Origin of the sequence: Mycobacterium basiliense (assembly GCF_900292015.1) — a bacterium.
GTDB classification, from domain to species: Bacteria; Actinomycetota; Actinomycetes; order Mycobacteriales; family Mycobacteriaceae; genus Mycobacterium; species Mycobacterium basiliense.
Genome location: NZ_LR130759.1, coordinates 4,731,465 through 4,756,917 on the forward strand (window position 1 = coordinate 4,731,465; position 25,453 = coordinate 4,756,917).

Annotated in this window: 27 protein-coding genes; 19 read left to right on the forward strand and 8 right to left on the reverse strand. The window is 63.5% G+C overall.

Going from position 1 to position 25,453, the window contains the following annotated elements; all coding sequences use genetic code 11:
* Window positions 1–74 precede the first annotated feature (74 nt).
* The 6 genes from MB901379_RS19975 (at window position 75) to MB901379_RS20000 (ending at window position 6,167) form a co-directional block, all read left to right on the forward strand.
* Window positions 75–1,628, forward strand: coding sequence for a phospholipase C (locus MB901379_RS19975; RefSeq protein WP_197717904.1), 1,554 nt, complete (start codon window positions 75–77; stop codon window positions 1,626–1,628).
* A gap of 233 nt (window positions 1,629–1,861) precedes the next feature.
* Window positions 1,862–2,320: a DUF4189 domain-containing protein gene (locus MB901379_RS19980; protein WP_197717833.1), complete on the forward strand. Its 459-nt coding sequence runs from the start codon at window positions 1,862–1,864 to the stop codon at window positions 2,318–2,320.
* A 282-nt stretch (window positions 2,321–2,602) separates the two neighbouring features.
* Complete coding sequence (locus MB901379_RS19985) at window positions 2,603–3,703, forward strand: amidohydrolase family protein (protein WP_158018187.1); 1,101 nt, start codon at window positions 2,603–2,605, stop codon at window positions 3,701–3,703.
* Window positions 3,704–3,736: 33 nt separating this feature from the next.
* A complete protein-coding gene (locus tag MB901379_RS19990; RefSeq protein WP_158018188.1) occupies window positions 3,737–4,882 on the forward strand; it encodes an amidohydrolase family protein in 1,146 nt (381 codons plus the stop codon).
* A gap of 2 nt (window positions 4,883–4,884) precedes the next feature.
* Entirely contained in the window at window positions 4,885–5,283 is a 399-nt protein-coding gene (locus MB901379_RS19995; protein ID WP_158018189.1) for a Rieske (2Fe-2S) protein, read from the forward strand.
* Window positions 5,284–5,300: 17 nt separating this feature from the next.
* Window positions 5,301–6,167, forward strand: a complete 867-nt coding sequence (locus tag MB901379_RS20000; protein ID WP_158018190.1) for an alpha/beta fold hydrolase — start codon at window positions 5,301–5,303, stop codon at window positions 6,165–6,167.
* Window positions 6,168–6,181: 14 nt separating this feature from the next.
* Here the strand turns inward: MB901379_RS20000 and MB901379_RS20005 are convergent, their stop codons facing one another.
* Entirely contained in the window at window positions 6,182–6,655 is a 474-nt protein-coding gene (locus MB901379_RS20005; protein WP_158018191.1) for a hypothetical protein, read from the reverse strand.
* A 51-nt stretch (window positions 6,656–6,706) separates the two neighbouring features.
* Between MB901379_RS20005 and MB901379_RS20010 the strand changes: the two genes are divergently transcribed.
* From MB901379_RS20010 to MB901379_RS20035, 6 genes are all read left to right on the forward strand, one after another.
* On the forward strand, window positions 6,707–8,017 hold the full coding sequence (locus MB901379_RS20010; protein ID WP_158018192.1) for an NADH-ubiquinone oxidoreductase-F iron-sulfur binding region domain-containing protein: 1,311 nt from the start codon (window positions 6,707–6,709) through the stop codon (window positions 8,015–8,017).
* Entirely contained in the window at window positions 8,014–8,310 is a 297-nt protein-coding gene (locus MB901379_RS20015; RefSeq protein ID WP_158018193.1) for a ferredoxin, read from the forward strand. Before MB901379_RS20010 ends, MB901379_RS20015 begins: the two co-directional genes overlap by 4 nt.
* Before the next feature lie 183 nt (window positions 8,311–8,493).
* A complete protein-coding gene (locus MB901379_RS20020; protein WP_158018194.1) occupies window positions 8,494–10,149 on the forward strand; it encodes a thiolase C-terminal domain-containing protein in 1,656 nt (551 codons plus the stop codon).
* Window positions 10,150–10,176: 27 nt separating this feature from the next.
* On the forward strand, window positions 10,177–11,073 hold the full coding sequence (locus MB901379_RS20025; protein ID WP_158018195.1) for an alpha/beta hydrolase: 897 nt from the start codon (window positions 10,177–10,179) through the stop codon (window positions 11,071–11,073).
* Between the two features lie 135 nt (window positions 11,074–11,208).
* Window positions 11,209–12,411 (forward strand): cytochrome P450, encoded by a 1,203-nt coding sequence (locus MB901379_RS20030; protein ID WP_158018196.1) that lies wholly within the window; start codon window positions 11,209–11,211, stop codon window positions 12,409–12,411.
* Window positions 12,412–12,420: 9 nt separating this feature from the next.
* The gene (locus MB901379_RS20035) at window positions 12,421–12,612 is read left to right on the forward strand and encodes a ferredoxin (protein WP_158018197.1); all 192 of its coding nucleotides are present in this window, start codon (window positions 12,421–12,423) and stop codon (window positions 12,610–12,612) included.
* Between the two features lie 5 nt (window positions 12,613–12,617).
* On the opposite strand, the gene MB901379_RS20040 is transcribed toward MB901379_RS20035, so the two are convergent.
* The 7 genes from MB901379_RS20040 to MB901379_RS20070 form a co-directional block, all read right to left on the reverse strand.
* The gene (locus MB901379_RS20040; RefSeq protein WP_158018198.1) at window positions 12,618–12,806 is read right to left on the reverse strand and encodes a ferredoxin; all 189 of its coding nucleotides are present in this window, start codon (window positions 12,804–12,806) and stop codon (window positions 12,618–12,620) included.
* The gene (locus MB901379_RS20045; protein WP_158018199.1) at window positions 12,803–14,074 is read right to left on the reverse strand and encodes a cytochrome P450; all 1,272 of its coding nucleotides are present in this window, start codon (window positions 14,072–14,074) and stop codon (window positions 12,803–12,805) included. The genes MB901379_RS20040 and MB901379_RS20045 overlap by 4 nt, the downstream gene beginning before the upstream one ends.
* Window positions 14,075–14,170: 96 nt before the next feature.
* The gene (locus tag MB901379_RS20050) at window positions 14,171–14,674 is read right to left on the reverse strand and encodes a hypothetical protein (RefSeq protein ID WP_158018200.1); all 504 of its coding nucleotides are present in this window, start codon (window positions 14,672–14,674) and stop codon (window positions 14,171–14,173) included.
* Entirely contained in the window at window positions 14,671–15,288 is a 618-nt protein-coding gene (locus MB901379_RS20055) for a TetR/AcrR family transcriptional regulator (protein ID WP_158018201.1), read from the reverse strand. The genes MB901379_RS20050 and MB901379_RS20055 overlap by 4 nt, the downstream gene beginning before the upstream one ends.
* Before the next feature lie 92 nt (window positions 15,289–15,380).
* Complete coding sequence (locus MB901379_RS20060; protein WP_158018202.1) at window positions 15,381–16,529, reverse strand: thiolase family protein; 1,149 nt, start codon at window positions 16,527–16,529, stop codon at window positions 15,381–15,383.
* A 27-nt stretch (window positions 16,530–16,556) separates the two neighbouring features.
* Window positions 16,557–17,723 carry an acyl-CoA dehydrogenase family protein gene (locus tag MB901379_RS20065; RefSeq protein ID WP_158018203.1) on the reverse strand — a complete coding sequence of 389 codons (1,167 nt, stop codon included), beginning with the start codon at window positions 17,721–17,723 and terminating at the stop codon, window positions 16,557–16,559.
* Window positions 17,724–17,831: 108 nt separating this feature from the next.
* Window positions 17,832–19,130: an amidohydrolase family protein gene (locus MB901379_RS20070; RefSeq protein ID WP_158018204.1), complete on the reverse strand. Its 1,299-nt coding sequence runs from the start codon at window positions 19,128–19,130 to the stop codon at window positions 17,832–17,834.
* A gap of 483 nt (window positions 19,131–19,613) precedes the next feature.
* Between MB901379_RS20070 and MB901379_RS20075 the strand changes: the two genes are divergently transcribed.
* Genes MB901379_RS20075 through MB901379_RS20105 form a run of 7 tightly spaced genes read left to right on the forward strand, consistent with a single transcriptional unit; the run spans window position 19,614 to window position 25,325 of the window.
* Entirely contained in the window at window positions 19,614–20,141 is a 528-nt protein-coding gene (locus MB901379_RS20075) for a carboxymuconolactone decarboxylase family protein (RefSeq protein WP_158018205.1), read from the forward strand.
* Between the two features lie 27 nt (window positions 20,142–20,168).
* Window positions 20,169–21,449 (forward strand): aromatic ring-hydroxylating oxygenase subunit alpha, encoded by a 1,281-nt coding sequence (locus tag MB901379_RS20080; RefSeq protein WP_158018206.1) that lies wholly within the window; start codon window positions 20,169–20,171, stop codon window positions 21,447–21,449.
* Window positions 21,433–21,768, forward strand: a complete 336-nt coding sequence (locus MB901379_RS20085; protein WP_158018207.1) for a hypothetical protein — start codon at window positions 21,433–21,435, stop codon at window positions 21,766–21,768. The genes MB901379_RS20080 and MB901379_RS20085 overlap by 17 nt, the downstream gene beginning before the upstream one ends.
* A 3-nt stretch (window positions 21,769–21,771) precedes the next feature.
* Window positions 21,772–22,992, forward strand: a complete 1,221-nt coding sequence (locus MB901379_RS20090) for a metal-dependent hydrolase family protein (RefSeq protein ID WP_158018208.1) — start codon at window positions 21,772–21,774, stop codon at window positions 22,990–22,992.
* Entirely contained in the window at window positions 22,976–23,395 is a 420-nt protein-coding gene (locus MB901379_RS20095; RefSeq protein WP_158018209.1) for a nuclear transport factor 2 family protein, read from the forward strand. The genes MB901379_RS20090 and MB901379_RS20095 overlap by 17 nt, the downstream gene beginning before the upstream one ends.
* Before the next feature lie 2 nt (window positions 23,396–23,397).
* On the forward strand, window positions 23,398–24,507 hold the full coding sequence (locus MB901379_RS20100) for an acyl-CoA dehydrogenase family protein (protein ID WP_158019336.1): 1,110 nt from the start codon (window positions 23,398–23,400) through the stop codon (window positions 24,505–24,507).
* Window positions 24,507–25,325: an acyl-CoA dehydrogenase family protein gene (locus MB901379_RS20105; RefSeq protein WP_158018210.1), complete on the forward strand. Its 819-nt coding sequence runs from the start codon at window positions 24,507–24,509 to the stop codon at window positions 25,323–25,325. Before MB901379_RS20100 ends, MB901379_RS20105 begins: the two co-directional genes overlap by 1 nt.
* The last annotated feature ends 128 nt before the right edge of the window (window positions 25,326–25,453 follow it).

Consider the following 25,453-nt stretch of genomic DNA (forward strand, 5'->3'; position numbering starts at 1 on the left):
ACACCCGCTGCGTGGCGAGTTCGGTCGGTGTCGTAAAGATACAGTTGCCCAACAGTGCAGAAGGACGCGCGATGATGGGCAATGGCTCGGTTGACCCGATGTCCCGTCGGGAGTTTTTGGCTAATATCACCGCGGCCGCCACCACCGGGGCACTCATGTCGTTGGCCGGGCCGGTGATCGAAAAGGCGTACGGGGCCGGGCCGTGCGCGGGTCACTTGACCGACATCGAGCACATCGTGTTGTTGATGCAGGAAAATAGGTCGTTTGACCACTACTTCGGCACGCTCTCGGACACTGACGGGTTCAACACCGCCACGCCACTGTTTCAGCAACGAGGCTGGAACCCCCGGACGCAGACGCTGGACCCGGGCGGCATCACGGCCCCGTTCCGGCTGGACACCACCAGACCCCCCTTGGTCAACGGCGCATGCGCCAACGACCCGGACCATGATTGGATCACCTTGCACCAGTCATGGAATGGCGGCGCCAACGACAATTGGCTGCCGGCGCAGGCGCGGACCCGCTCGGCGCCCAACGTCCCACTCACGATGGGTTACCACACACGAGATGACATCCCGATTCATTTCCTGTTGGCCGACACCTTTACCGTCTGCGACCGCTATTTTTGCTCGGTGTTGGGACCCACCTTTCCCAACCGACTGTATTGGCTGAGCGCCTGGCTGGATCCCGCCGGCGCCAATGGCGGCCCATTGCTAGCGACCACCCCTACGCCGCCGACGGCACGGTTTAGCTGGCGCACGATGCCGCAGAACCTCAGCGATGCGGGAGTCAGCTGGAAGGTGTACTACGACAAGAGATTAGGACCCGCGGTCAACGCCTACGTCGGCTACGGCGGAATCGTGCACTGGTTTCAGGAAGCTCAAGACCCGAGGTCGGACCTGGCTCGGTTCGGTGTTACACCCCGCTACCCTCGGGACTTCGCGGCCGACGTCAAAGCCAACAAATTGCCACAGGTTTCCTGGCTGATTCCGAACATTCTCGAGTCCGAACATCCCTCAATGCCGAACGCGGGCGGCGCGATCGCGTTCTTGGACGCGCTGCGGATTCTGCTGTCCAATCCGGCGGTGTGGGAAAAGACCGCGCTGATCGTTAGCTACGACGAAAACGGCGGCTTCTTTGACCACGTGGTGCCGCCGACTGCACCGGCGGGGACGGCAGGCGAATACCTTACGGTCTCCGATATCGACCAGGTGCGCGGTTCGGGCGGCATCCGCGGGCCGATAGGGTTAGGTTATCGCGTTCCCTGCCTGGTTATTTCGCCGTATAGCCGCGGCGGGCTGATGGTCCATGACGTGTTCGATCACACCTCTCAGCTGCGATTGATCGAGACACGCTTCGGTGTTCCGGTACCCAATTTGTCCGCCTGGCGAAGAAGCACTACTGGCGACATGACGTCAACGTTCAACTTCGTCGCCGCGCCCAATCCTTCGCAACCCAACGTGAACCAATCAAAGCGGGTTCTGCCCCAACTGGCGCAGTGCGGACTCGGAGTCGCGGCGGTGACGGGCATATTCGCATTGAACCCGCCCTATCGGGTGCCGTATCCACAGGCAATGCCGACCCAGGAAGCCACGCCCAGCAGAGGGATCCCCAGCGGTCCCTGCTAGCGCTGCGCAAGGTGAGCAACGCGGTGTGCTACCACTCCACTTCGGCGGCAGCGGGCGTGCCGAGCACGATCGACCTTCGGCCGGCCAGCACGACATTTGCGCGACATTAGCGCGGCTCGACGGGGCGGCCTACGCCGGTATATTAGGGGACAAATGTTACGTCGCTGTAAATATTGGATCATTTGCCGCGCCGTCCCGCACCCTGCGGGGCGCAGCTTGACCGGGAGGAGATCGTGGAAGCGCAAAGTGGTCAGAAGAGGTGGACGAAGCGGCGCCGTTGGATCGGCCTTGGCGCCGCCGGCGTGGTTGTTGTGGTCGCACTGATCGCCACGCTGGCGCATCCATTTGGCCCACATCCGCACAAGGCGGTCGCACGTAGCGACCCGGGTTCCCACGTTGCCATGCCGCCCATCCCCCCGATTAGGCCGCTTTATGGGGCAATCGCCGTGGCCGACAACGGCGCAGCGGGCAAGACATGGGGACACCGAAGCCGTTCACAGGCGGAGCGGGACGCGATGCGAATGTGCGCTCACCCCAGCTGCCAAGTGCTGAGCGTCTTCACCCGGTGCGGCGCCATCGCGCACGACGGCGAAAGGTTCCACGGTGGGATCGGCCACTCGCGCCAAGTAGCCGAACACGATGCCAGGACGCGACTCGGCGGCGGCTGGATCGTGACATCGGCCTGCAATTGAATTCGCCCGCGCTCGGGGCGTGATCATCACTCACCAGCCGAACATTCGGCGGTAGCCGGCCGCCCGACTGCTGCTGATGTCACCTCAGGAAGCGCAATGCACCCCACCCCAATTGGGAGAATGATATTATCATTCTCGAAGAACAAGACTTGCATCAGCGCTGAAAAGACGATGTCCAACAGCACAAATGACTAATCGAAGCGCTTACCGGAATTCCGTTGATCGGTGGCCAGGAAAAATGTTAGGTTGTCTATCATATGCCCGAGCCGGAGGGTGGCTTTCGTGATCGAGCATGCCGACGGAACGCGCACGCCTGTCATCGATGCCAGCGTGCATATCTTCTTTCCGTCCAACAAAGACCTCCGCAGCTTCCTGCGTGAGCCCTTCAAGAGCCGTGGCTTTCCCGACTACGAGATGGACTGGTACGGAGCACCCGGCAGCGAATACGCCCCCACCACCGAAGGGCCCAACCGCCGCTACCCGGGCTCGGACCCGGAACTCGTTGCCCATGAGTTGTTTTCCAAGCGTGGTGTAGACGTCGCGATCCTGCACCCAATGGGGCGCGGCATCATGCCCGACCGGCACCTCGGTAGCGCACTGCACGCCGCGCACAACGAGATGATGGTGTCTCGCTGGCTGGAACACGATGAGTTCGGCGGCCGCTTCCGCGGCACCATCCGCGTCAACCCCGATGACATCGCCGGCGCCCTCCGCGAGATCGAACGGTGGCGCGCCCACCCGCAGGTAATTCAGATCGGCGTTCCGCTACAGTCCCGGGAGCTCTACGGCAAACCACAGTTCTGGCCACTTTGGGAAGCCGCGGCCCACGCTAACCTCCCGGTCGCGGTCCATATCGAGTCCGGCGAAGGCATTGGATTTCCGCCCACCCCGTCCGGTCACACCCGCACCTACGAGCAGTACGTCAGCTTCATGGCGCTCAACTACCTGTACCACCTGATGAACATGATCGCCGAGGGTGTCTTCGAGCGCTTTTCAGATCTGAAGTTCGTCTGGGCCGACGGCGCAGCGGATTTCGTGACGCCGTTCATCTGGCGGATGGACACCTTCGGCCGGCCACACCTCGAGCAGACACCCTGGGCACCGCGGATACCCAGTGACTACCTGCCTGGCCACGTCTATTTCGTGCAGGGCGGCCTGGACGGTCCCGGCGACGCGGAATTCGCCGATGAATGGTTCGCCTTCACCGGCAAGGAAAACATGGTGATGTTCGGTTCCAGCTATCCGCATTGGCAGTGCTATGACATCCGAGACCTCCACAAGCTGCCCAAAGCGCTGTCCATCGAGCAGCGCGAAAAGTTGTGCTGGCGTAACGCGGCCAACCTCTACGGGATCGATATTTCGGTCGACCTCGCCACGAGCTAGTCGCAGAATGGAAGTGAGGGAGGCCGAAGAGACATGACGCTGACTTCTATGCAGGAACGGATGCCCGCCACCGAACGTATCGCCGTGCGCTGCGTCGACTCCGATGTACATCCGGTGCCCAAACGCGGCGAGATCACCCCGTACATCCCCGAGCCGTGGCGCAGCAAGTTCTTCTTAGACCACAAGGTTGGCGAGCTGATCTACTACGACGCTCCTGACTACGCCCACAGCTTCGCGATGCGGGTCGATACCTTCCCGCCCGACGGCGAGTTTCCCGGCAGCGACCCGGACATGGCGTTTCGCCAGCTGATCATGGAGGCCGGCTCCGACATCGCGATTCTGGAGCCCGGTGGTCGCACGCCACGCTTGCCCGAGGCGCACCAGGCGTACTCAACCGCGCTCAATCGTTGGCAAGCCAATCACTGGCTCGACAGCCACAACAATTGGCACCAACGCTGGCGCGGTTCGGTGTGTGCCGCTGTTGAGGACCCCGTGGGAGCGGCCCGCGAGATCGAGGAGTGGGCCGGGCACCCCTACATGGCGCAGGTGCTGATCAAAGCCGAGCCACGGCCGTCATGGGGTCACCCCGTGTACGACCCCATTTGGGCGGCGGCGACCAAGCACGACATCACCGTGAGCTGTCACCTGTCGCGAAGCAATTATGAGATGCTGCCGACACCGCCGGTGGGCTTCCCGAGCTACAACCACGACTTCATGGTCACCTACTCGTTGCTGGCCGCCAACCAGGTGATGAGCCTGATCTTCGACGGCGTCTTCGACCGCTTTCCGACGCTGCGGATCGTTTTTGTCGAGCACGCATTCACCTGGATCTTGCCGCTGATGTGGCGCATGGACGCCGTCTACGAGGCCCGCAAGTCTCGGATGGACATCAAGCGCAAGCCCTCCGAGTACGTCAAGGACCACATCAAATTCACCACCCAGCCGCTGGACTACCCCGAAGACAAGACGGAACTGACTCGGGCGATCGAGTGGATGGAGGGTGACAAGATCCTGCTCTATTCCTCGGACTACCCGCACTGGACGTTCGACGACCCGCGCTGGTTGGTCAAACACCTGCCCAAGGCGGCCCGGGACGCGGTGATGTACAAGAACGGTATCGCGACCTATCGCCTCCCAGAGACGGTGCCGGTGCTCGAGGGTCAGACGCGGGTGTTCTGAAATTGACCGAAGACACCAAGCGGCCCCAGCCACGCCTCGCCCAGGGCCGCGAGCACGTGGTCGCCACAGTAGACGAGATTCCGCCCGGCGCGCACAAGCTCGTGCCGATCGGACGCCACGGCGTGGGCGTCTACAACGTCAACGGAGCGTTCTACGCCATCGCGAATTACTGCCCCCACCAAGGCGGTCCGCTGTGTTCGGGTCGTGCCCGGGGCCGCACCATCGTAGATGAAAGCGCGCCTGGTGACGCGGTTATGGTACGCGACCTGGAGTTCGTCTTCTGCCCATGGCACCAATGGGGTTTCGAGCTTGCCACCGGCACCACCGCGGTCAAGCCGGAGTGGAGCATTCGCACCTACCCAGTTCGGGTGATCGGCAACGACGTGCTGGTGATGGCGTGACATTACCGGCGAATCGAATGGCTGTGGTCGAGGTGAACGGCGGCAACGTCGTCTACGAAATCCTGGGTGAGTCTGGCGATCTCGTTGTTCTGACACCCGGTGGCCGGTACGGCAAAGAGATCCCGGGACTGCGCCCGCTGGCCGAAGCCCTAGTCGAGGGCGGCTATCGGGTGCTGTTGTGGGACCGGCCGAATTGCGGTGCCTCCGATGTCCAGTTCTACGGACAAAGTGAGTCGCACATGCGCGCCGAGACCCTACGCGGCCTATTGGGCGCGCTTGGCGTTGAACAATGCATCATCGCGGGCGGCTCTGGCGGGGCACGGGATTCGATGCTCGCCACCATGCTCTATCCCGAGCTGGCCAAGAAGCTGGTGGTGTGGAACATCGTGGGCGGGGTCTACGGCACATTCGTGCTGGGTTCCTACTACGTGGTGCCCAGCATCCTCGCCGCCCGCGGGACCGGAATGGACGGCGTCATCAAACTGGCCGAGTGGCGAGAGCGCATCGAAGAAAACCCGGCGAACAAGCAACGTTTCCTCGACTTCGACCGGGACGAGTTTCTCAAGGTGATGCTGCGCTGGCTCAATGCCTTCGTGTCCAAGCCGGGCCAGACAATTCCCGGTGTTGAGGACGAAATGTTTGACCGTATAACGGTTCCCACGTTGATCATCCGCGGCGGCGAGAATGATTGGGACCACCCCAAGCGGACTTCGCTGGAGGTCAGCTGCTTGATCAAAGGCGCAAAGCTGATCGATCCACCCTGGCCGGAGGACGCCTGGGAGCGTGCCGCCGAAGACCGCGCGGCCGGAAGGGTCAAGCAGTTCAACATGTTCGACACCTGGGTGCAGGCCGCGCCGGCAATCTTGGAATTCTTGGCCTCGTGATGTCGCAAATAGCGTTACTCGGTATGGATGCGGACCTCGCAATTGAGCGACGCCTCGAGCGCTGTATGGATCCGGCTTTCCGGCACGCGATCCAGGTCATCTGCGCGCAGCGTCACGTGAACGATATCGAATCCCTCAGCACCGGGTTCGCGGACAATCTCACCCGTCAGCCCGAACGCGGCCAGAACTCCATGCGCGTCATCGTCGGTTCCCCTGCTGACGAAAGTGACCACGCCGATCATCGGGTTGGTGTTGAAAGCATTGGCACACAACCTAAACGCGGACCGACTGGCCACATCGACTTCATCGCCGGCGATGAGCAGTTCCACTTCCCGTCGGCCGGCCGGCCGGGCCTCAAGGTCGCTTTCGACCAACCCGACACCGATCGGTTCAATCAGTTCGCGGAGTGCGGCCATGCCCTGGCGTAGCTGGGCAGCAGCGAGAACACCCGTCGGGTCCACATTGACCCGCACCACCGCGGTACGCATGCGGGCTACCCTAACCCGCGATCGCACCGAGCAACGACGGCGGGCGAATTGATGGAAGCCACCTCCACCGCGATCATGACGGCCACCTGGAACGGCTGCCCACCTCGGCTGCTGAGGAAGGGCGACGAAGCCGAAGACGTCGCCATATATCGAGGTCAAGGTGGATACCAACCTCTCGGCGACGCCGGTGAATTGCTGCACGAGATCGAGCGCGGTGGACTGCTTGGTCGCGGCGGCGCCGCGTTCCCGCTCGCGGTGAAATTGCAGGCGGTACGCGACAACGGGCGTGTCGCCGGCGGCGCCGTGGTGATCGCGAATGGCGAGGAGGGAGAGCCGGCTTCGATCAAGGACCGCTGGCTGCTGCGCACCCGTCCGCATCTGGTCTTGGACGGGCTTCGTTTGGCGGCAGCGATCGTCGGCGCCGAGCGGGCCTACGTCTATGCATCCGATCTCGACTCGGCGCTGGGTGTCAAGAGCGCGCTCGGCGAAGTGGACTCCGATGTTCTCGGCAACGTCCGGATCAGCATGTGCACCGTGCAACCGGGGTACGTCGCCGGCGAGGAAACCGCCGCGGTCCGCGCGATCAATGGGGGCCCGGCAAAGCCGACCGATAAACCGCCACGCCCCTTCGAAGTCGGTGTCGCCGGCTTGCCCACGCTGGTGAGCAATGTGGAGACGCTGGCCAACCTGCCGCAGCTGCAGCGCCATGGTTCGGCGGCTTTTCGCTCGCAGGGAACGCGGTTGTCGCCGGGGACGTTCCTAGCCACCGTCACCGGCGCCAGCCGACCGTCGGCGCTGTATGAACTCCCGCACGGCTTGCGGTTCACCGATTTGCTTGCACTGCATGGAGTCTCATCTGAGCATGTGCGCGGAGTCCTGATGGGCGGGTACTTCGCCGGGATGCTCAACCGCCGCGTGCTGGACACCACATTGGACCACGAAACGATGCGACGGGTGGGCAGCGGCCTAGGCTGCGGTGCGATCTCGGTGATCACCGATGACTGCCCGCTCGCGGTCGCGGCATCGGTGCTGGCGTATTTCGATCGTGAGAATGCCGGGCAGTGCGGGTCCTGTTTCAATGGCACCGCGGCGATGGCGGCCGTTGCCGGAGCATTGCGGGACTTCGTGGGGACACCGGAGGATCTGGCTCGGTTACGACGCTGGTCGGTGGTGTTGCGCGGGCGCGGCGCGTGCGCAACGCTGGACGCCGCCACCAATGTGGCCGCCTCCCTGCTCGATCAGTTCCCCGACGAGGTGGCCCGTCATCTCAACGGTACGTGCCACGATTGCCGAAACAGACCCGGTGGCGCCTTTCGCGCCGACCGTCCCTACCAGGCAATCTCGGCGGTGAGCTCGATATGAAAATTCGTCTTGATCGCACGGTGTGCGATGGCTTCGGCTTGTGCGCCAAGCAGGCCCCCGGTTACTTCTCACTCGACGACTGGGGATACGCCTGCCTGATCGGGGACGGCACCGTGGCCGAGAAAGACCACGATGCGGTGATGCGGGCGTTGATGGACTGCCCGGTGCACGCCATTACCGAACTCGGCGAACGTACACCCCAGGTTGGTCACACCTACTGCGCGAGCGCGGAGGATCCGGCCCGGAATCTCAAGACCGAGTCGAACGAAGCGCAGTGGGGATTTACTCGCTGACCTGACCCGGCGGCGGGCTCGCCGGCAGCGGTCGTGGCGTCGGGCCCGGGGCACGGATCGGCCCTTGCCCACACGATCGCTCGCTGGGCGCGGCGTGCGGACAGCCAGATGATAACGTTATTCTCGTATTCGCATAATGCGTTTACCAAGTTGCGCTGTGGGCCGCTAATCCGCGGAGGTGACGTGTCAGCAGCATCGGGACGCCCGCTGCCCCTCATCACCGAGGAGAACGAGTTTTTCTGGACGTCGGGCGCGGACGGAAGGCTGCGATTTCAGCACTGCAACGCCTGCGCCTCGTTAATCCACCCGCCCGCTCCGGTGTGCCGATATTGCCGCTCCCGAGATCTGGATGTGCGGACCGTCTCCGGTAGCGGGGCACTGGCCGGATTCACGGTGAACCACCGATTCAGCCTGCCCGGAATGCCGGCCCCGTACGTGATAGCGCAGGTGGCAATAGCGGAGGATCCCCGGGTCCGGCTGACCACCAACCTCGTCGACTGCGACCCCGAGACGCTCGAACTGGGCCAGCCGGTCGAAGTCGTGTTCGAGCACCTCGAGGACGTGTGGCTGCCACTGTTCCGCCCGATCCCCCAAGCCGGGCCGAGCCCGCTGCCGGTCGATGAGATCGCGCCAGAACGCTTCGCCGAACACGTCCGTCCGATGCTGACTGCGGAGAAATTCGAGGACAAGGTGGCGCTCACCGGGATCGGCATGTCGAAGATCGGCCGCCGGTTAATGGTCCCGCCGCTGTCGCTGACGGTGGACGCCTGCGAGGCGGCAATTGCCGACGCCGGGCTGACGTACGCCGATATTGACGGCCTGTCGACCTACCCCGGCGGCGGCAATCTCGGCGGGTTCGGCGAAGGCGGCATCACCTCACTGGAAGCCGCGCTGGGCATCCGGCCTACCTGGCACAACGGCGGTGTCGAGACCTTCGGACCGGGTGGCTCGGTGATCGCGGCCATGCTCGCCGTCGCCGGCGGTCTGGCCCGCCACGTGCTGTGCTTCCGCACGCTGTGGGAGGCCACCTTCAACGAGCTGCTGAACCAGGGCAAGATCGCCCGACCCGCCGGCCGGACCGCCAGCTGGCAATACCCGTTCGGCGCCACCTCGGCCGCACACACCCTGGCAATCAACGCGCAGCGCCACTTCCACCGTTATGGGACAACCAAAGAAACCCTGGGCTGGATCGCGTTGAACCAGCGCGCCAACGCCGAACTCAACCCCACCGCGGTCTATCGGTCACCGATGACGATGGATGACTACCTGAACGCTCGACCCATCACCACCCCGTTCGGTCTCTACGACTGCGACGTGCCCTGCGACGCCGCGATAGCCGTCATCGTCTCCGCCGCAGATGTCGCCCGCGACCTCGTCAAACCGCCAATCCTGGTGGAGGCGGTGGGAACCCAGATCGTCGAGCGCATCGATTGGGACCAAAGCACTCTCACCCATGAACCGCAGGTGTTGGGCCAGGCCGCGCACATGTGGACACGCACCTCGCTTCGACCCGTCGACATCGACGTCGCCGAACTCTATGACGGCTTCACGATGAACTGTCTGTCCTGGATTGAGGCGCTTGGGTTCTGCGCGATCGGTGAGGCGAAGGAATTCCTGGACGGCGGCAAGAACATCGCCCGCGATGGTCTGATACCGCTCAACACCCATGGTGGCCAACTGTCGCACGGCCGTACGCACGGCATGGGTCTGCTACACGAGGCCATCATCCAATTACGCGGCGAAGCGGGCGCACGCCAGGTCACCGATGCCCGGGTCGGCGTGGTCAGCAGCGGGGGGCTAACTCCCAGCGGTGCGCTCCTGCTGCGAGCGGACACATAGCCCAAGCGATGGGAAGGAGCGGCGCCGATGGGCCAACTCGCTGTTCGCCCCCGGGTGGTGATCGTCGACGGTGTCCCGATGTCGGGGCTCGTCGCCGAGGCTCCTGAACCCGTGGCGGTCGTCGTGGCCCTCCATGGCGGCGGCACCACCTCGCGGTACTTCGACTGCCCTGGGCATCCGCAGTTGTCGCTGCTACGACTAGGCGCGGCTGTCGGCTTCACCACCATCGCCCTCGATCGTCCCGGCCACGGCAGCTCGGCGTCCTACCCCGAGGCAATGGCACGCCCCGAGCAACGCGTCGACCTCACCTTCGGCGCCGTTGATCGCATCCTCGACCAGAAGCCGCGCGGGTCGGGGCTATTCCTAATGGGCCATTCCGGTGGCTGCGAGTTGGTGTTGCGCATGGCCACCAGCACGCGCGGCGCCGATCTGCTCGGAGTCGAACTCGGTGGTACCGGTAGGCGCTACCGCCCGGCCGCGAAGGAAGTCATGCGGGTGGCGGCCCTGCAGGATCGCCCGCCCGGCGTGCGCGAGCTGTTATGGGAGCCGATGCGGCTTTACCCGGACGATATATTGCGCGGAATCGCAAACCCCTCGGCGGCTCCGCACTACGAGCGCGCCATGGCGCTCAACTGGCCACATCAGGATTTTCCGGCGCTGGCACCGAGGGTACGAGCGCCGGTGCGGTTCAGTATCGGCGAGCACGACAATGTGTTTCGAGCCGACCCGACCGCGCTGGCCGAGATCAGCAATATGTTCTCGGCCACACCATCTTTCGTCGCTGACCTGCACCGGGATGCGGGGCACAATCTCAGCCTCGGACACACCGCCGCCGAATACCACCGCAAGGTGTTGACCTTCGTCACCGAATGCGTGGCCGCGCGCCCCTCAGATACGCCCCCAGATGACGATGTCAATGCGTAGGCGGGTTGATGCGAATCGGTCTCAACGAGCGTTCCGGTCCTTTTCGGCCCACCACGAAAGAGCTACCGTTAGCGTTACAGTCGAGCGTTCTGGAGTAACGCTTCTAGCCCGTAACTGGCCGCCGAGGAGTACGCAATGACCACATCGAAGGTCGTCTTCGATCCGTTCTCCGAGGAGTTTTTCAACGGGCCATGGCAGACATACCGGCGTATGCAGGAGGAGGCGCCGGTCTACTACAGCGAGGAGTACGACTTCTACGCGTTGACACGCCACGCGGACGTGGCCGCAGGCCTGAAGAACTTCGAGGCCTATTCCTCTGCCTACGGCATCGACTTATCGATGGTGCGGTCCGGTCAAAAGCCGCCGCAGTCGATCATCTTCATGGACCCTCCGGATCATCGGCACATGCGCAGCCTGCTCAACAAGGTCTTCACCCCGCGCGCCATTCAGTCCCAGAGACAAACGGTCATCGACAAGATCGACAAGTATCTGGGCGCTCTCGATCCCGACGGCTTCGATGCCGTACAGGAGTTTTCCGGCCCCTTCCCGGTGGAAGTGATTACCACCATGCTGGGGGTCCCCGAGCGGCACGCGCAGCAGGTGCGCTACTGGATCGATGAGTCACTGACCCGCGAGCCAGGACAAGTCGAAGTCGGTGACGTCGGCATGCAAGCCAATATCAACACCGCCATGCTCTACTACGATCTGGTCAAGCAACGCCGCGACGACCCGCGCGATGACCTGTTCACCAGGCTGATCAACGCGGAGATCGAGCGTGAAGACGGGCACAAGACTAAGCTCGACGACCTGGAAATCGCAGGCTTTGCAACACTATTGGGCGGCGCTGGCGCCGAGACCGTGACGAAGCTGGTCGGCAACGCGCCGGTGGTGTTCGCCCAGAATCCCGAGCAGTGGCAGAAGCTGCTCGACGACCGCAGTAAGATCCCCGCGGCGGTGGAGGAACTACTGCGCTACGAGGCACCCTCCCAATATCAGGTCCGCCGTTCGATGAGCGATGTTGAATTGCACGGCGTCAGGATTCCCGCCGGGAAACCGGTGTTCCTCATCAATGGCGCGGCCAATCGCGATCCGCGGGCATGGACCGATCCGGACGAGTTCAACATCGATCGCGACCCGCACGAGGCCACCAATCTCGGTTTCGGCTACGGGATTCACAGCTGCCTGGGCGCGGCGCTGGCCCGGATGGAAAGCGCGATTGCGCTGGAGAAGTTGCTTGACTTCATGCCTCGATTCGAAGTGGATTGGGCCGGCTGTCGGCGGGTCCACATGCAAAACGTCGCCGGCTGGCAGAACGTGCCAGTACGGGTGTTGCGATAGGGGTGCGCTATGAGAGTCGACGTCGATTGGGAGCTGTGCGAAAGCAACGGGGTGTGTATGGGCATCGTCTCGGAGGTTTTCCAACTTGGCGATGACGACATGCTGACCATCCTGCAGCCAGAAGTCGCTTCCGAAAGCGAGGAACTGGTGCGTGAGGCGGTACGGCAATGCCCTCGACAGGCCATCTCGATCACGGAGTAGCCCGGTCAATTCTCCCTAATCGCCTGTTCCGGGCAGCATTCGATAGCCTCGCGAGCCACCTCTTCCAATTCCGTTGGAACATCGGATGTTATCGCCACCGAGTAGCCGTCGTCGGTCAGACTGAACACCTCCGGGCACAGCGTTAGGCACATGCCGTGGCCACGACAGCACTGATCGTCAACATGGACTTTCATACCGACGTGAACTCCAGCTGCAACTCAACAAGGCCGCGCAGAATATAGGTCGGAACGTATTGGTAGCGACGGCCATTCACCGGGCCATGCACCCGCTCGCTGATCCTGATGTCCGATGTTCGGTCGAGCAGCCGCTCGATGGCCACCCTGGTTTCGGCCCGTGCCAGTGGCGCGCCGGGGCAGCTGTGGATTCCCCGCCCAAACGAGATGTGCTGGCGAGCATTCTTGCGGGCCGGATCGAATGTGGTCGGGTCCTCGAACCGGCGTGGATCCCGGTTAGCCGCCGCCTGCACAACCATCACGGTGGTGCCCGCGGGAAGGTCGACCCCGCCCACATTGACGGGCACCCGATTCATCCGGAAGTCTCCCTTGACCGGGCTCTCGATGCGCAACACCTCTTCGATGAAGTTGGGGATCAGGCTGCGCTCCTTGCGTAGCTGCGCCTGGATGTCGGGGCGCCCGCCGATTGTCTGCAGCGCGGCACCGAGCAGCCGAACCGTGGTTTCCTGGCCCGCCGAAAACACGTTGCTTGCAACGCGAGCAACGTCCTCCACATCGGGAACGGTGCCGTCGGGAAATGTGGCAGTCGCAAGGCCGGTCAGCACATCGTCGCGGGGTTCGCGACGACGGTCGCGGACGTAGTCGGAGAAGGTTCCGTAGAGGAATTCGAGCGGACTATGGGCCAGCGATTCCTTGCCGGTGCCGCCGACGCCGCCACCCGAGTGCTTGCGAATGTTGCTGACGAAGTGCTCGCGATCCCCCTCCGGCACGCCCAACAGGTCGGCAATGACCAGCAGCGTGAAGGGTCCCGCGAAGCCCTTGATGAACTCGCCCTCACCCGGCGCCAAGAACGTATCCAGCACACGGTCGGCAAGCACCCACATGGCGTCTTCGTTTTCCTTGAGCCGCTTCGGGGTGATCAGCCGCATCAGCAGCGCGCGATGGTTGGTATGGGTCGGTGGATCCAACGTCGGCAATTGGTCACTGAACGGCAGCTCATCTCGGTACCGCTCGATCAATTCTGTGACGTCATCACCGTCGAGTGGGACCGGGAAGCCCGGAAAAGGGCCGGTCACCGAGATGCACGAGGAGAAGGTTTCGGCGTCGTTCAAGACCCCGACCGCCTCATCCCAGCCCGTGACCATGATGACCCCGTGGTGGCCCTCCGAGGTCACCGGACAGCGCCGGCGAAGCGCCTCGTAGTAGGGGTAGGGGTTCTCGACGAGCCGCTCATCGCGGAAGAAGTCCAGTTCGGTGGCATCGCTCATGAGAACTATCCTCTCAAAGATGAGTATGACATTTCCATGCGCGGGCGCCCAACGTCAACGCGTCAGCACTGAGTCCGGCCGACCGGCAAGTTGACTTCAGGCGGGAAGCAGATCGGCCGCAACCGACTGGCACGACATCAACCCGCTGCGAAAAATCTCGGTGGTGCCGATCGAGCTCATTGGTGACGCGGCGGCCGTCAACGCCTGAGCCTTGAACGTCTGCGCCGCCATGCTCAACCGATGCTGCACCCGGCCAACGCTGGCATCCAGCTCGGCGGGCCACCCCTCCCCCCACAAAGTGACCTCGGTGACGCCATGATCGAGGGCCCGCAGCACACCCCGCCGAACCCGCCGATCGCACCCGAACAGATTCGCCGCGGCCGCCAGCGCCTGCGGACGGGGACGAGTCCGAACCGCGGCCAGGGCTTCCTCCAGGTCGAGTGTCTGGACACCGAGAATGTGCAGTGGACGCTCGTTCGAGGTATCGGCGACCAGCACGGTCACATCCCACCCGGCCATCGCCCGGTCAAAGAGCCAACCGCCGGCGCAGCGCACCACATCGATCACCGTCGCGGCGACGACGTCGAGCCGGTATCTCATGTCGTGGTCAACGTCGTTTCGGGCGGGGAAAAGTCGCGCGCCAGCGCCTCCGCGTACTCCTTGAATACCTCGGTTATCGGTATCGACGGATCGAGCAACCATGTCATTTCCATTCCGTGGATGAAGGCGAGGATTTCTGTTGCCTTAACGGTGGGGTCGATGTCGGTGCGATACCGGCCAGCCGCTTGACCACGGCGGATGGCTCCAGCGACGATTTCGGTCGCGTCGCGCTGCCGGGCGACCAGGCGGTCATGCAGCGGCGCCTCCGGGTCGATATTTTCCACCAGCAGCACGGTGAATGTGCCAACCAATTCGGGCGCCCGGGTGAAGCGATCGGCGACCTGGGCGATTTCGCCGATCAGGTCGCCGGCACGGTCGGCATGAGCGTCGTCGTCGAGGTCACGAGCATCCAGTACCGCGTGCAGCAGCTGTTCCTTGGACGCAAAGTGGTGCAGCAGGCCCGCCGGCGTCACCCCGGCTTCACCAGCAATTTGGGCCAGGGTGGTGTTGCGCCAGCCGTTGCGCGAAAGCAGCCGCTGTGCGACCGCCAGGATTCGCTGTTTGCGGTCTTCACCCTTGGCCAACAGCGCGTCGTAGGGCCGTACGTCAGGCAACCGGGTTCCTTCTGCGCGGACTGAGCTAACCAACCTAGTAAATACACAGTAGGTTGGTTTGCCCGCCGCGACAAGGGGTCGTGAGCGCAGCGCTAACGTGCGAGTTCAACCAGAGTGGCGTTGGCGGTTCCTCCGCCCTCACACATCGTCTGCAGGCCGTAGCGAATTCCGTTGTCTCGCATGTGATGCACCATCCTGGTCATCAGCACCGCGCCGGAGGCACCCAGCGGGTGCCCGAGCGCGATGGCACCACCGAGCGGATTCAGCAGGCGCGGGTCCGCGCCGGTTTCCACCAGCCAGGCCAGCGGCACAGGGGCGAACGCCTCGTTCACCTCGAACACCCCAACGTCGTGCAGCGAAACGCCGGACTTGCTCAGCACCTGCTCGGTGGCCGGGATCGGGCCGGTCAGCATGAGCACCGGATCGGCGCCGGTGACCACGCCGGCGCGATAACGCACGATCGGCGTCAAGCCCAGCTCCAGCGCCAGCTGCGACGTGGTCACCAGCAGCGCGGCCGCACCGTCGGAGATCTGCGATGAGTTGCCCGCGTGGATTACCCCGTCCTCGATGAACGCCGGCTTGAGTGTGGCCAGTTTCTCGACGCTGGTACCACGCCGGACCCCCTCATCGGCGCTGACCATCGTGCCTTCGTCGACGAAGACCGGAACGATCTGGTTGACGAAGGCACCGGCGTCCTGGGCCGCGCCGGCCCGCTCATGGGAGAGCGCAGAGTATTCGTCGAGTCGACTGCGCGAAAACCCCCATTTCTTGGCGATCATCTCGGCCGACAGACCCTGGTTGAACGAGAAATTTTCATAACGGGCAAGCACGTTCGGGCCGTAGGGCATGCCCGATGCCCTGGCCGCTCCCAGCGGAACGCGGCTCATGACCTCGACCCCACCGGCCACCACGACGTCCTGCTGGCCCGACATCACCGCCTGCGCCGCGAAATCGAGGGCCTGCTGACTGGATCCACACGCGCGGTTGACGGTGGTACCCGGGATCCTCTCCGGCCAGCCCGCGGCCAGGACCGCGTAGCGCCCGATGTTGCTGGACTGATCGCCAACCTGGGAAACACAACCCCAAACGACGTCGTCAATGAGCTCCGGACTGATTCCGGCACGCTCCAGCAGCTCATTGAGCACGAGCGCGGAGAGGTCGGCGGGGTGGATGCCGGCCAATGCCCCGTTACGCTTCCCGACCGCGGTGCGAGCGGCCTCGACGACGACGGCGTCACGCATGGTCTGCTCCGTACATCGGGTTGGCCATCAGTAACTCCGTGGCAATTTCAACGCGTGCGTGCCCAGGAAGTTGAGGATCATCTCCTGGCTGATCGGCGCGATTTTCATCAGCCGCGCCTCGCGGAAGTAGCGTGCGACGTGATACTCCTCCGCGTAGCCCATGCCGCCGTGAGTTTGCAGCGCTCGGTCCGCGGCGGCAAACCCGGCATCGGCGCAGAGGTACTTGGCGGTGTTCGCTTCGCGCCCACAGGGTTTGCCGTTGTCGTAGAGCCAGGTGGCTTTCCGCAATATCAGCTCGGCGGCATCCAGCCGGGCCAGCGAGTCGGCCAGCGGAAATTGAATGCCCTGGTTCATGCCGATGGGCCGGCCGAAGACCTCGCGGTCGATGGCGTATTTGACCGCCTTGTCCAGCGCCACCCGGCCGATGCCGAGCGCCTCGGCTGCGATCAGCATCCGCTCGGGGTTCAAGCCGTCCAAGATGTATTGGAATCCCCTGCCTTCGTCGCCGACTCGGTCTTCGACGGGAACTTCGAGGTTGTCGATGAACAACTCGTTGGAGCTGACGGCATTGCGACCCATCTTGCGGATCGGGCGGACATCGACGCGGCTGCGGTCGAGATCGGTGAGGAATAGCGTCATGCCGTCGGTTTTCTTCGTGACCTCGTCGTGGCTTTGGGTGCGGGTTAGCAGCAGAATTTTCTCGGATTCCAGGGCTTTGGAGATCCACACCTTGCGGCCGTTGACGATGTAGCGATCCCCGTCGCGTTTCGCGAACGTGGTGATGCGTGACGTGTCCAGCCCCGCGCCCGGTTCGGTGACCCCGAAGCAGACGTGCACCTCACCCGTCGCGACCGGCGGCAACGTTCTCGCCTTGAGTTCTTCGGAGCCGTGCACCACTACGGGTTGCATACCGAAGATCGACAAGTGAATTGCGCTGGCCGCGTTCATGCCGCCACCGGATTTGGCGACCTCCTCCAACAACAATGTGGCTTCGGTGATCCCCAGCCCATGGCCGCCGTACTGGGTTGGGATGGTCATGCCCAGCCAGCCGCCCTCAGCTATGGCCCGATAGAACTCGGTGGGGAACTCATGGGCCTGGTCTTTTTCCATCCAGTAGTGGTCGTCGAACTTGCGCGACAGCTCAGCGACCGACCGGCGCATCAATTCCTGATCGTCGGTCAGCTCGAACTCCATTCCGCACACCCTCTTTCAGCGCGAGCAGACACAGAATCGCACAATTTCGGTCCAAACGATGCGATTCTGTGTCTGCTCGCCGGACCCAGGTTGCATTCGGATGGCGCCTCAGTCCTTGTTACCGGTAAGCGCTTTCGCATTGGCCGTAAAGTCTGCGACCGACGAACCCGCCCTGGCCTGCTTGTGATGACTGAGCGCCCGAATGGATACGTCGTGGCCCTCTGCGGCCTTCCGCAGCGCTCCAACCGTCGCCTGCTCGCGGGCGATGTGGGTGAAGGGGTCGAACGAGTACCAACGCATGGCGTTTTCATGCGTCATCTTGTTGATCTCATCGTCGGGCACTTCATTGCGCGACAGGACATCCCAAAGCTCCTCTGGCGCGCCGGGCCACATCGAGTCGCTGTGCGGGTAGTCGGCCTCCCAGCAGATGTTGTCGATGCCGATCATGTTGCGCAGCTGCACACCCACCTTGTCGCTGATGAAACAGGTCAAGAAGTGCTCGCGGAAGACCTCGCTAGGCAGCTTGCCGCCAAAGTTCTGGTGGGTCCACGTCGAGTGCATCTCGAAGGTGCGGTCGGCACGCTCCAGGAAGTAGGGGATCCAGCCGGTGCCGCCCTCGGAGAGGGCGACCTTCAGCTCCGGGAACTCTTTGATCGGCCGCGACCACAGTAGATCGGCCGCGGCCTGCACGATGTTCATCGGCTGCAACGTGATCATCACGTCCATCGGCGCATCCGGCGCGGTGATCGCCAATCTGCCCGAGGATCCGATGTGCACGTTCATTACGGTGTTGGTGTCGCACAACGCCTTCCACAACGGATTCCAATGCGCGTCGTGAAAGCTCGGGTAGCCCATCGCCGCCGGGTTTTCGGTGAAGGTCAGCGCGTGTACACCCTTCTTGGCAACACGGCGCACCTCCGCGGCGCACGCCTCGGCATCCCAGATCACCGGCAACGCCATCGGGATGAAGCGCGCCGGATACGCGCCGCACCACTCGTCGATGTGCCAATCGTTGTAGGCCTGCACCAGGGCCACCGAGAAATCCAGATCTTCGGTGGCGAACAGGCGTCCGGCAAAGCCCGGAAAGGACGGAAAGCAGATCGAGGCGAGTATGCCCCCGGCGTTCATGTCTTTAATGCGCTCATCGACGTTGTAGCAACCTGGGCGAATCTCGTCGAGACCTTGCGGCTCGAGGCCGTACTCCTCCTTGGGCCGGCCGGCCACCGCGTTGAGCGCCACATTGGGTATCACCGTGTCGCGAAACTTCCACATATCCGAACCGTCGGGGTTGTGCACCAGCCGCGGCGCGTCATCCAGGTACTTGGCCGGCAAGTGGTCCTTGAACATGTCCGGGGGCTCAACCGTGTGGTCATCCACGCTGATCAGGACCATGTCGTCTTTGTTCATCGCCGTACCTCTTTCGAGTACCTCTCTGAAACTCTGCTGAATCTCCCTGGATCTTTTAGTGTCCATCGGATGGCAAAACGCGGCGCCACCGAGCGGGCACCGGCAAGCCGCCGCTCGCCGACCAGCTCTCTGTGAAAACTATCTTCTCGCATAGCGAGAATCAACATTCAAATGCTTCGGAGCGGGCCCACCAGGACGACCCAGCCGGGCAAACACACCCGGATTTCCGCCCCTGGGCCACGACCCGGTAGCGGAAGTACCGGCAGCGCCGGTCCAAGTAGCAAAGCCGGGAATCGGTCGCCCGACGCCGGACGGGTGCAGCGCCGACCGAGCCGGCCACGGCGCCGGACGGACCTACCGCGTCGAACGTCTGGGCCAGCATTGACCAGGCGATCGAATCGTGCAAGTCTATTAGTAATAAATGAGAATATCATTCTCATACACCGAGAAGGCCCGGAAAGGACATCGAGAGGAGACGGCTGGATGCGCCTGCCGCCGCTGCCCGCCGACCGATGGGATGAGGCTGTCCAACGCGCGCTGTCCGGCATGCTGCCCCCAGAACGGTGCAATCCGCGCGACGCGGGCAACGCACTGTCGACATTTGCCAATCATCCCGCCCTGGCCAAGGCGTTCCTGAGGTTCAATACCCACCTGCTGTTCGCATCCACGCTGCCGCCTCGCGTTCGCGAACTCGCCATCTTGCGGGTCGCCCATCGTCGCGCCTGCGGCTACGAGTGGAACCACCACGTCTTGCTGGCGCAACGAGCGGGGGTTAGCGACGACGAGATCGCCGCGCTTCGCCGCGGCGATGCTGCCGACGACTTCGAACGAGCGGTGCTTGCCGGCGTCGACGAACTCGATGCGAAGTCGGAGCTGTCCGACGAAACCTGGGCCGCGCTCGGCGAACGCCTAGACGACCGGCAGCGCATGGACTACGTCTTCACGGTCGGCTGCTATGCGCTACTGGCCATGGCCTTCAACACTTTTGGCGTGCAGCTCGAACGCGACTGACCAGACGTAAAGAGAGGTAGAAACACCTTGCCCCACTTCACTAAACCAGCCGCCGGAAGCTGGACCGAAAACTATCCGGACCTCGGCACCGCGCCGGTCGACTACACCGATTCGATCGACCCCCGCTACTTCGCCGACGAACAGCAGGCGATCTTTTGGCGAACCTGGCTCAATGTCGGGCGCATCGAACGTCTGCCCCGAATCGGCAGCTACTTCACAAAGGAACTGCCGTCGGCCAGCGCCGGGATGTCAGTGATCGTCGTCAAGGGCAAGGACGGCGTGATCAGGGCCTTCCACAACATCTGTCGGCACCGCGGTAACAAGCTGGTGTGGAACGACTTTCCGCACGAGGAGACCGCGGGTATCTGCCGGCAGTTCACCTGTAAATATCACGCGTGGCGTTACAGCCTGGACGGCGAATTGACCTTCATTCAGCAGGAGGGCGAGTTCTTCGACGTCGACAAGAGCCATTACGGTCTCAAGCCGGTGCGCTGCGAGGTGTGGGAAGGCTTCATCTTTGTCAACCTGGACGCGAATGCCGGACCCCTCACCGAATATCTGGGCTCAATGGCCAAAGGCATTGAGGGCTATCCCTTTGGCGAGATGACCGAGGTCTACTCCTACAAGGCCGAGGTCGGCAGCAACTGGAAGCTGTTCATTGACGCGTTCGCCGAGTTCTATCACGCGCCGGTGCTACACCAAGGCCAATACACCAAGGAAGAAGCTGCCAAGATCATCAAGTACGGCTTCGAAGCGCTGCACTACGAGTTGGCCGGTCAACACTCGATGATCTCCGTCTGGGGCGGGCAATCACCACCGGCAGACCTAAACATGGTGAAGCCCATGGACCGCGTGTTGCGCAGCGGGCTGTTCGGCCCCTGGGACCGCCCCGACGTGATCAATCAGCTCAACGAGCTACCGCCCGGTGTCAACCCGACCAAGGCCAGGCAGTGGGGCATCGACTCGTTTCTCTTCTTCCCGAACTTCATGCTGCTGATCTGGGCGCCGGGCTGGTACCTGACCTACCACTACTGGCCAACCACAGTTGATAAGCACATCTTCGAAACCACGCTGTATTTCGTGCCCCCCAGAAATGCGCGCGAGCGGTTGGCCCAGGAGCTGGCGGCCGTGACGTTCAAGGAGTATGCGCTGCAGGACGCGAACACTTTGGAAGCCACCCAAACCATGATCGGTACCGGGGTCGTCAAGGATTTTCCGTTGTGCGACCAGGAAATCCTGCTCCGCCATCTGCACAAGATGACCGCGGACTACGTAAAGGAGTACCGCAACAATGGCCACCCCAAGTAGCCTGCCCGCCCAATTCGCCGACCTGGAACCCCACCTCGGTTGGGACCTGGCCACCGAGCCCGAGCGCTACGCCAAGCGGCTGTCCTCGTCCATGTCAGAGATGCAAGCCTTCTACGACGCCGCGTTCCCACGTCTGGAGGACGTAATCGCCTACTGTGACGAGTACCCGCTGGACGATTTGCCCGAGGACGCAAAGACTTTGATGCACATGATGCAGTCGCTAGTCATGGTGTCGTTTCCGGTGGAAGCGTGGAAACAGCCCCGGGTCCCCGACAGCGGCGCCGCGTGGGTGGAGCTGATCCGGGAGCCGGTGATCTGACCGGTGCTAACGCTTAGGGCCGCCGGACTGCTGGACGTCGACGCCGGCGAGATCATGCGGCCGGGTGTGGTCCGCATCGACGGCGACCGGATCACCGGCGTCGGCGGGGAACCCGAAGGCGACGTGATCGACCTTGGCGACCAGGTCCTGCTGCCTGGGCTGATGGACATGGAGGTCAACCTGCTGATGGGCGGGCGCGGCGAGAAGCCCGGGCTATCGCAGGTCCAAGACGACCCGCCGACCAGGGTTTTGCGCGCCATCGGCAATGCCCGTCGCACGCTACGTGCCGGTTTTACCACCGTGCGCAACCTCGGTCTGTTCGTTAAGACCGGCGGATACCTACTCGACGTCGCGTTGAGCAATGCCGTCGACGCGGGCTGGATCGATGGCCCACGGATTGTGCCGGCCGGACATGCCATTACCCCCACCGGCGGGCATCTGGACCCCACCATGTTCGCCGCGTTTGCACCGCATGTGCTGGAACTGACCGTCGAGGAAGGCATCGCCAACGGCGTTGATGAGATCCGCAGGGCGGTGCGCTACCAGATCAAGCACGGGGCTCAGCTGATCAAGGTGTGCTGTTCGGGCGGGGTGATGTCATTGACGGGACCGCCTGGTGCACAGCACTATTCCGATGACGAGCTGCGCGCGATCGTCGATGAGGCCCACCGACGTGGGTTGCGCGTCGCCGCGCACACCCATGGCGCCGAAGCCGTCAAACATGCGGTGGCCGCCGGCATCGACTGCATCGAGCACGGCTTTCTGATCGACGACGAGGCGATCGCGATGATGGTCGAGCACGGGACCTTTCTGGTGAGCACCCGCCGCCTAGCCGACGCCAATGCGATGGATATCTCCCACACTCCGCCCGAGCTACAGGCCAAGGCCGCCGAGATGTTCCCCCGCTCGCGCACATCGATACTGGCCGCGCACGACGCTGGAGTCAGGATCGCGGTCGGGACCGATGCTCCGGCGATACCGCACGGCCGCAACGCCGACGAGCTGGTCACCCTTGTCGATTGGGGCTTGCCACCGCTGGCGGTGCTGCGGGCGGCGACGGTGACCGCGGCCGAGCTGATCAACGTCACCGATCGCGGCAGGCTCGTCGAGGACCAGCTCGCCGACATCATCGCAGTGCCAGGAGACCCGTTGGCGGACATCACCGTTACCCGCAACGTCGGCTTTGTCATGAAAGGCGGCAAGATTCATGTCCGGCCGAACTGAGGACCTGGTCGAGATCCAGCAACTGCTCGCTCGGTATGCAGTCACCATCACCCAGGAGGACATCGACGGTCTGGTCAGCGTGTTCACGACCGACGGGACCTACAGCGCGTTCGGCGACACCTACACCTTGGACCGATTTCCCGACCTGGTGGCCGCCGCACCGAAAGGCCTGTTCCTCACCGGAACCGCTGTGGTGGAGTTGGACGGCGATTCGGCCAGCGGCACCCAGCCGCTGTGCTTCATCGAACACGCCACCCATGACATGCGAATCGGCTACTACCGCGACACGTATTCGCGCACCGCCGACGGCTGGCGTCTGAAAACCCGGGCGATGACGTTTATACGGCGCAGCGGCGTACACGACTCGGGTCGTCCGCACGCGATAGGCCGCCCCCAACCGTGACTATCGATGTCGCGCAATTCCGGGCGGACTTGCGGGCGTGGCTCGACGACAATGACCTGACACCTGGGCCCGATCACTCGCTGCAGGGTCAGCTGCGCCAACTAGCCCGCGTGCACGCCGCTCTGTACGAAGCGGGTTGGATGCGCTACGGCTGGCCCGTCGAAGTCGGTGGATTGGGCGGACCCGCGCTCCTGCGCGCGATCGTCGGCGAGGAAGTGGTCGGCCGACGACTCGCCGAACCCGGCCCGTACTCGATGGCCGAGGTACTGGCTCCCACGATGATCGATTACGCGCCGGCGCAACTCGCGGCCGAAATGGTGCCGCGTCTACTCAGCGGTCGCGAGCAGTGGTGTCAAGGCTTTTCCGAACCCGGATCGGGAAGTGACTTGGCGTCGTTGTCCACCCGCGCCACCCGGCGCGGGGACAGCTGGATCGTCAACGGACAAAAGGTCTGGACCAGCTTCGCGCAGTTCTCCACCAGGTGTGTCCTGCTTACCCGGACAGCGCCGGGGCATGACGGAATCACCGCATTTCTCGTCGATCTCGAGACGCCGGGAATCAGCATCCGGCCGCTGCGCACCATGCACGGGGTCGACGAATTCTGCGAGGTGTACTACGACGAGGTGGTGATCCCGTCGGATCGGATGCTCGGCCAGCCGGGTGACGGCTGGCGGCTGGCGATGGACCTGCTGCCCTACGAGCGCTCAACGTGTTTTTGGCAACGCATCGCCTATCTGTATTCCAGGTTCGATCAACTCATTGCAGACCGCACCGGCAGCTCGGCAAGCTCCGAACTCGACGAGTTCGACCTCGGCTCTGCCTATCTAGCGCTGCACACATTGCGCAGTCGTTCCTGGCAAACCCTGCATCGGTTGGCCGACGGCGCACGACTGGGACCGGAAACCTCGATCGACAAGGTGCTATTGGCATCCGCCGAGCAACGACTTTACGACACCGTGCGCGACCTGCTGCCGGGAGCGCTCGAACTCGAGGACACACCCTGGCGATCCGAATACCTGTATTCGCGCGCGGCAACCATCTACGGCGGTACCGCCGAAGTTCAGCGCAACATCATCGCTCGTCGGCTGCTCAACCTCGGGAAGGAGGGTTGATGGATTCAACCGATCCCGAGTCATTGCGTCTGTTGACCAACTCGGTGCGGACAGCGATGACGGAATCCTCGGCAGCCGGCAGCGCCAAGCTCGACGCGGCGTTGGCCAACTTGGGATGGCGCGATATGCTCGACGAAATTCCGCAACTCGCAATACCTTTGGTCTTCGGTCTACTTGGCGAGACCGGAGCGCACGCACCGGTGCTCAACGATGTGGTGCTGCGTGCCGCTGGGCGTCCCAGCGGACATACCGTGCCGCTGCCGTTCGCCGGCAATGCCTGGGTGATCTGGGCGCGTAGCGATCAGGACACCTCGGCGGTGGATGGCGAGCTTCCGATACACCGGGTGGCACCAGCCGATCCGTTGCCTGGTGTGGGTTTGGCCGCGGGGCGGCGAGCGCTGGGATGGTGGTTGGTTGGAACCAGTCGCGCGATGATGGCACTGGCACGTCAGCACGCACTGGATCGGGTCCAGTTCGGCCGGCCGATCGCCGCTTTTCAGGCCGTCCGGCACCGGCTCGCCGAGGCGTTTGTCGCCATCGAAGGTGCCGAGGCGACCCTGCGAGCCACCACGAACCAGACCGACCAGTTGGCGTGCCTGTTGGCTAAGGCCGCGGCCGGACAGGCGGCATTGACCACCGCCCGCCATTGTCAGCAGGTGCTTGCCGGCATCGGCTTTACCGAAGAACACCAGCTGCACCGCCACATCAAACGGTCACTGCTGCTAGATGGGCTGCTCGGCAGTTCGCGCGAACTCACCCGGGAGGCGGGAGCGGTATTGCACGCCAGCGGATTTGCACCCCGGCTAGCGGATCTGTAGCGCCGAACCGCGGCAACCACCGCTGCCCCACCCGTCTCCGGCGGCGCCGGTATCCCGTTTGCCCGCCTCCTAGCGACAACCAGGGTCGGCAACGGATTTGTTCACGAGGCGACGCGCAAAGTGGCAGC

Bases quoted from the DNA above. Each gene is read 5' to 3' on its own strand.
- MB901379_RS20015 (WP_158018193.1), top strand. From the start codon at position 8,014: ATGAAAATTCGTCTTGATCGCACGGTGTGCGATGGCTTCGGCTTGTGC.
- MB901379_RS20060 (WP_158018202.1), bottom strand. From the start codon at position 16,529: ATGCGTGACGCCGTCGTCGTCGAGGCCGCTCGCACCGCGGTCGGGAAG.
- MB901379_RS20010 (WP_158018192.1), top strand. From the start codon at position 6,707: ATGGAAGCCACCTCCACCGCGATCATGACGGCCACCTGGAACGGCTGC.
- MB901379_RS20085 (WP_158018207.1), top strand. From the start codon at position 21,433: ATGGCCACCCCAAGTAGCCTGCCCGCCCAATTCGCCGACCTGGAACCC.
- MB901379_RS20070 (WP_158018204.1), bottom strand. From the start codon at position 19,130: ATGAACAAAGACGACATGGTCCTGATCAGCGTGGATGACCACACGGTT.
- MB901379_RS20040 (WP_158018198.1), bottom strand. From the start codon at position 12,806: ATGAAAGTCCATGTTGACGATCAGTGCTGTCGTGGCCACGGCATGTGC.
- MB901379_RS20025 (WP_158018195.1), top strand. From the start codon at position 10,177: ATGGGCCAACTCGCTGTTCGCCCCCGGGTGGTGATCGTCGACGGTGTC.
- MB901379_RS20075 (WP_158018205.1), top strand. From the start codon at position 19,614: ATGCGCCTGCCGCCGCTGCCCGCCGACCGATGGGATGAGGCTGTCCAA.
- MB901379_RS20050 (WP_158018200.1), bottom strand. From the start codon at position 14,674: ATGAGATACCGGCTCGACGTCGTCGCCGCGACGGTGATCGATGTGGTG.
- MB901379_RS20105 (WP_158018210.1), top strand. From the start codon at position 24,507: ATGGATTCAACCGATCCCGAGTCATTGCGTCTGTTGACCAACTCGGTG.
- MB901379_RS20035 (WP_158018197.1), top strand. From the start codon at position 12,421: ATGAGAGTCGACGTCGATTGGGAGCTGTGCGAAAGCAACGGGGTGTGT.
- MB901379_RS20005 (WP_158018191.1), bottom strand. From the start codon at position 6,655: ATGCGTACCGCGGTGGTGCGGGTCAATGTGGACCCGACGGGTGTTCTC.
- MB901379_RS19975 (WP_197717904.1), top strand. From the start codon at position 75: ATGGGCAATGGCTCGGTTGACCCGATGTCCCGTCGGGAGTTTTTGGCT.
- MB901379_RS20045 (WP_158018199.1), bottom strand. From the start codon at position 14,074: ATGAGCGATGCCACCGAACTGGACTTCTTCCGCGATGAGCGGCTCGTC.
- MB901379_RS20095 (WP_158018209.1), top strand. From the start codon at position 22,976: ATGTCCGGCCGAACTGAGGACCTGGTCGAGATCCAGCAACTGCTCGCT.
- MB901379_RS20065 (WP_158018203.1), bottom strand. From the start codon at position 17,723: ATGGAGTTCGAGCTGACCGACGATCAGGAATTGATGCGCCGGTCGGTC.
- MB901379_RS20030 (WP_158018196.1), top strand. From the start codon at position 11,209: ATGACCACATCGAAGGTCGTCTTCGATCCGTTCTCCGAGGAGTTTTTC.
- MB901379_RS19990 (WP_158018188.1), top strand. From the start codon at position 3,737: ATGACGCTGACTTCTATGCAGGAACGGATGCCCGCCACCGAACGTATC.
- MB901379_RS20000 (WP_158018190.1), top strand. From the start codon at position 5,301: ATGGCTGTGGTCGAGGTGAACGGCGGCAACGTCGTCTACGAAATCCTG.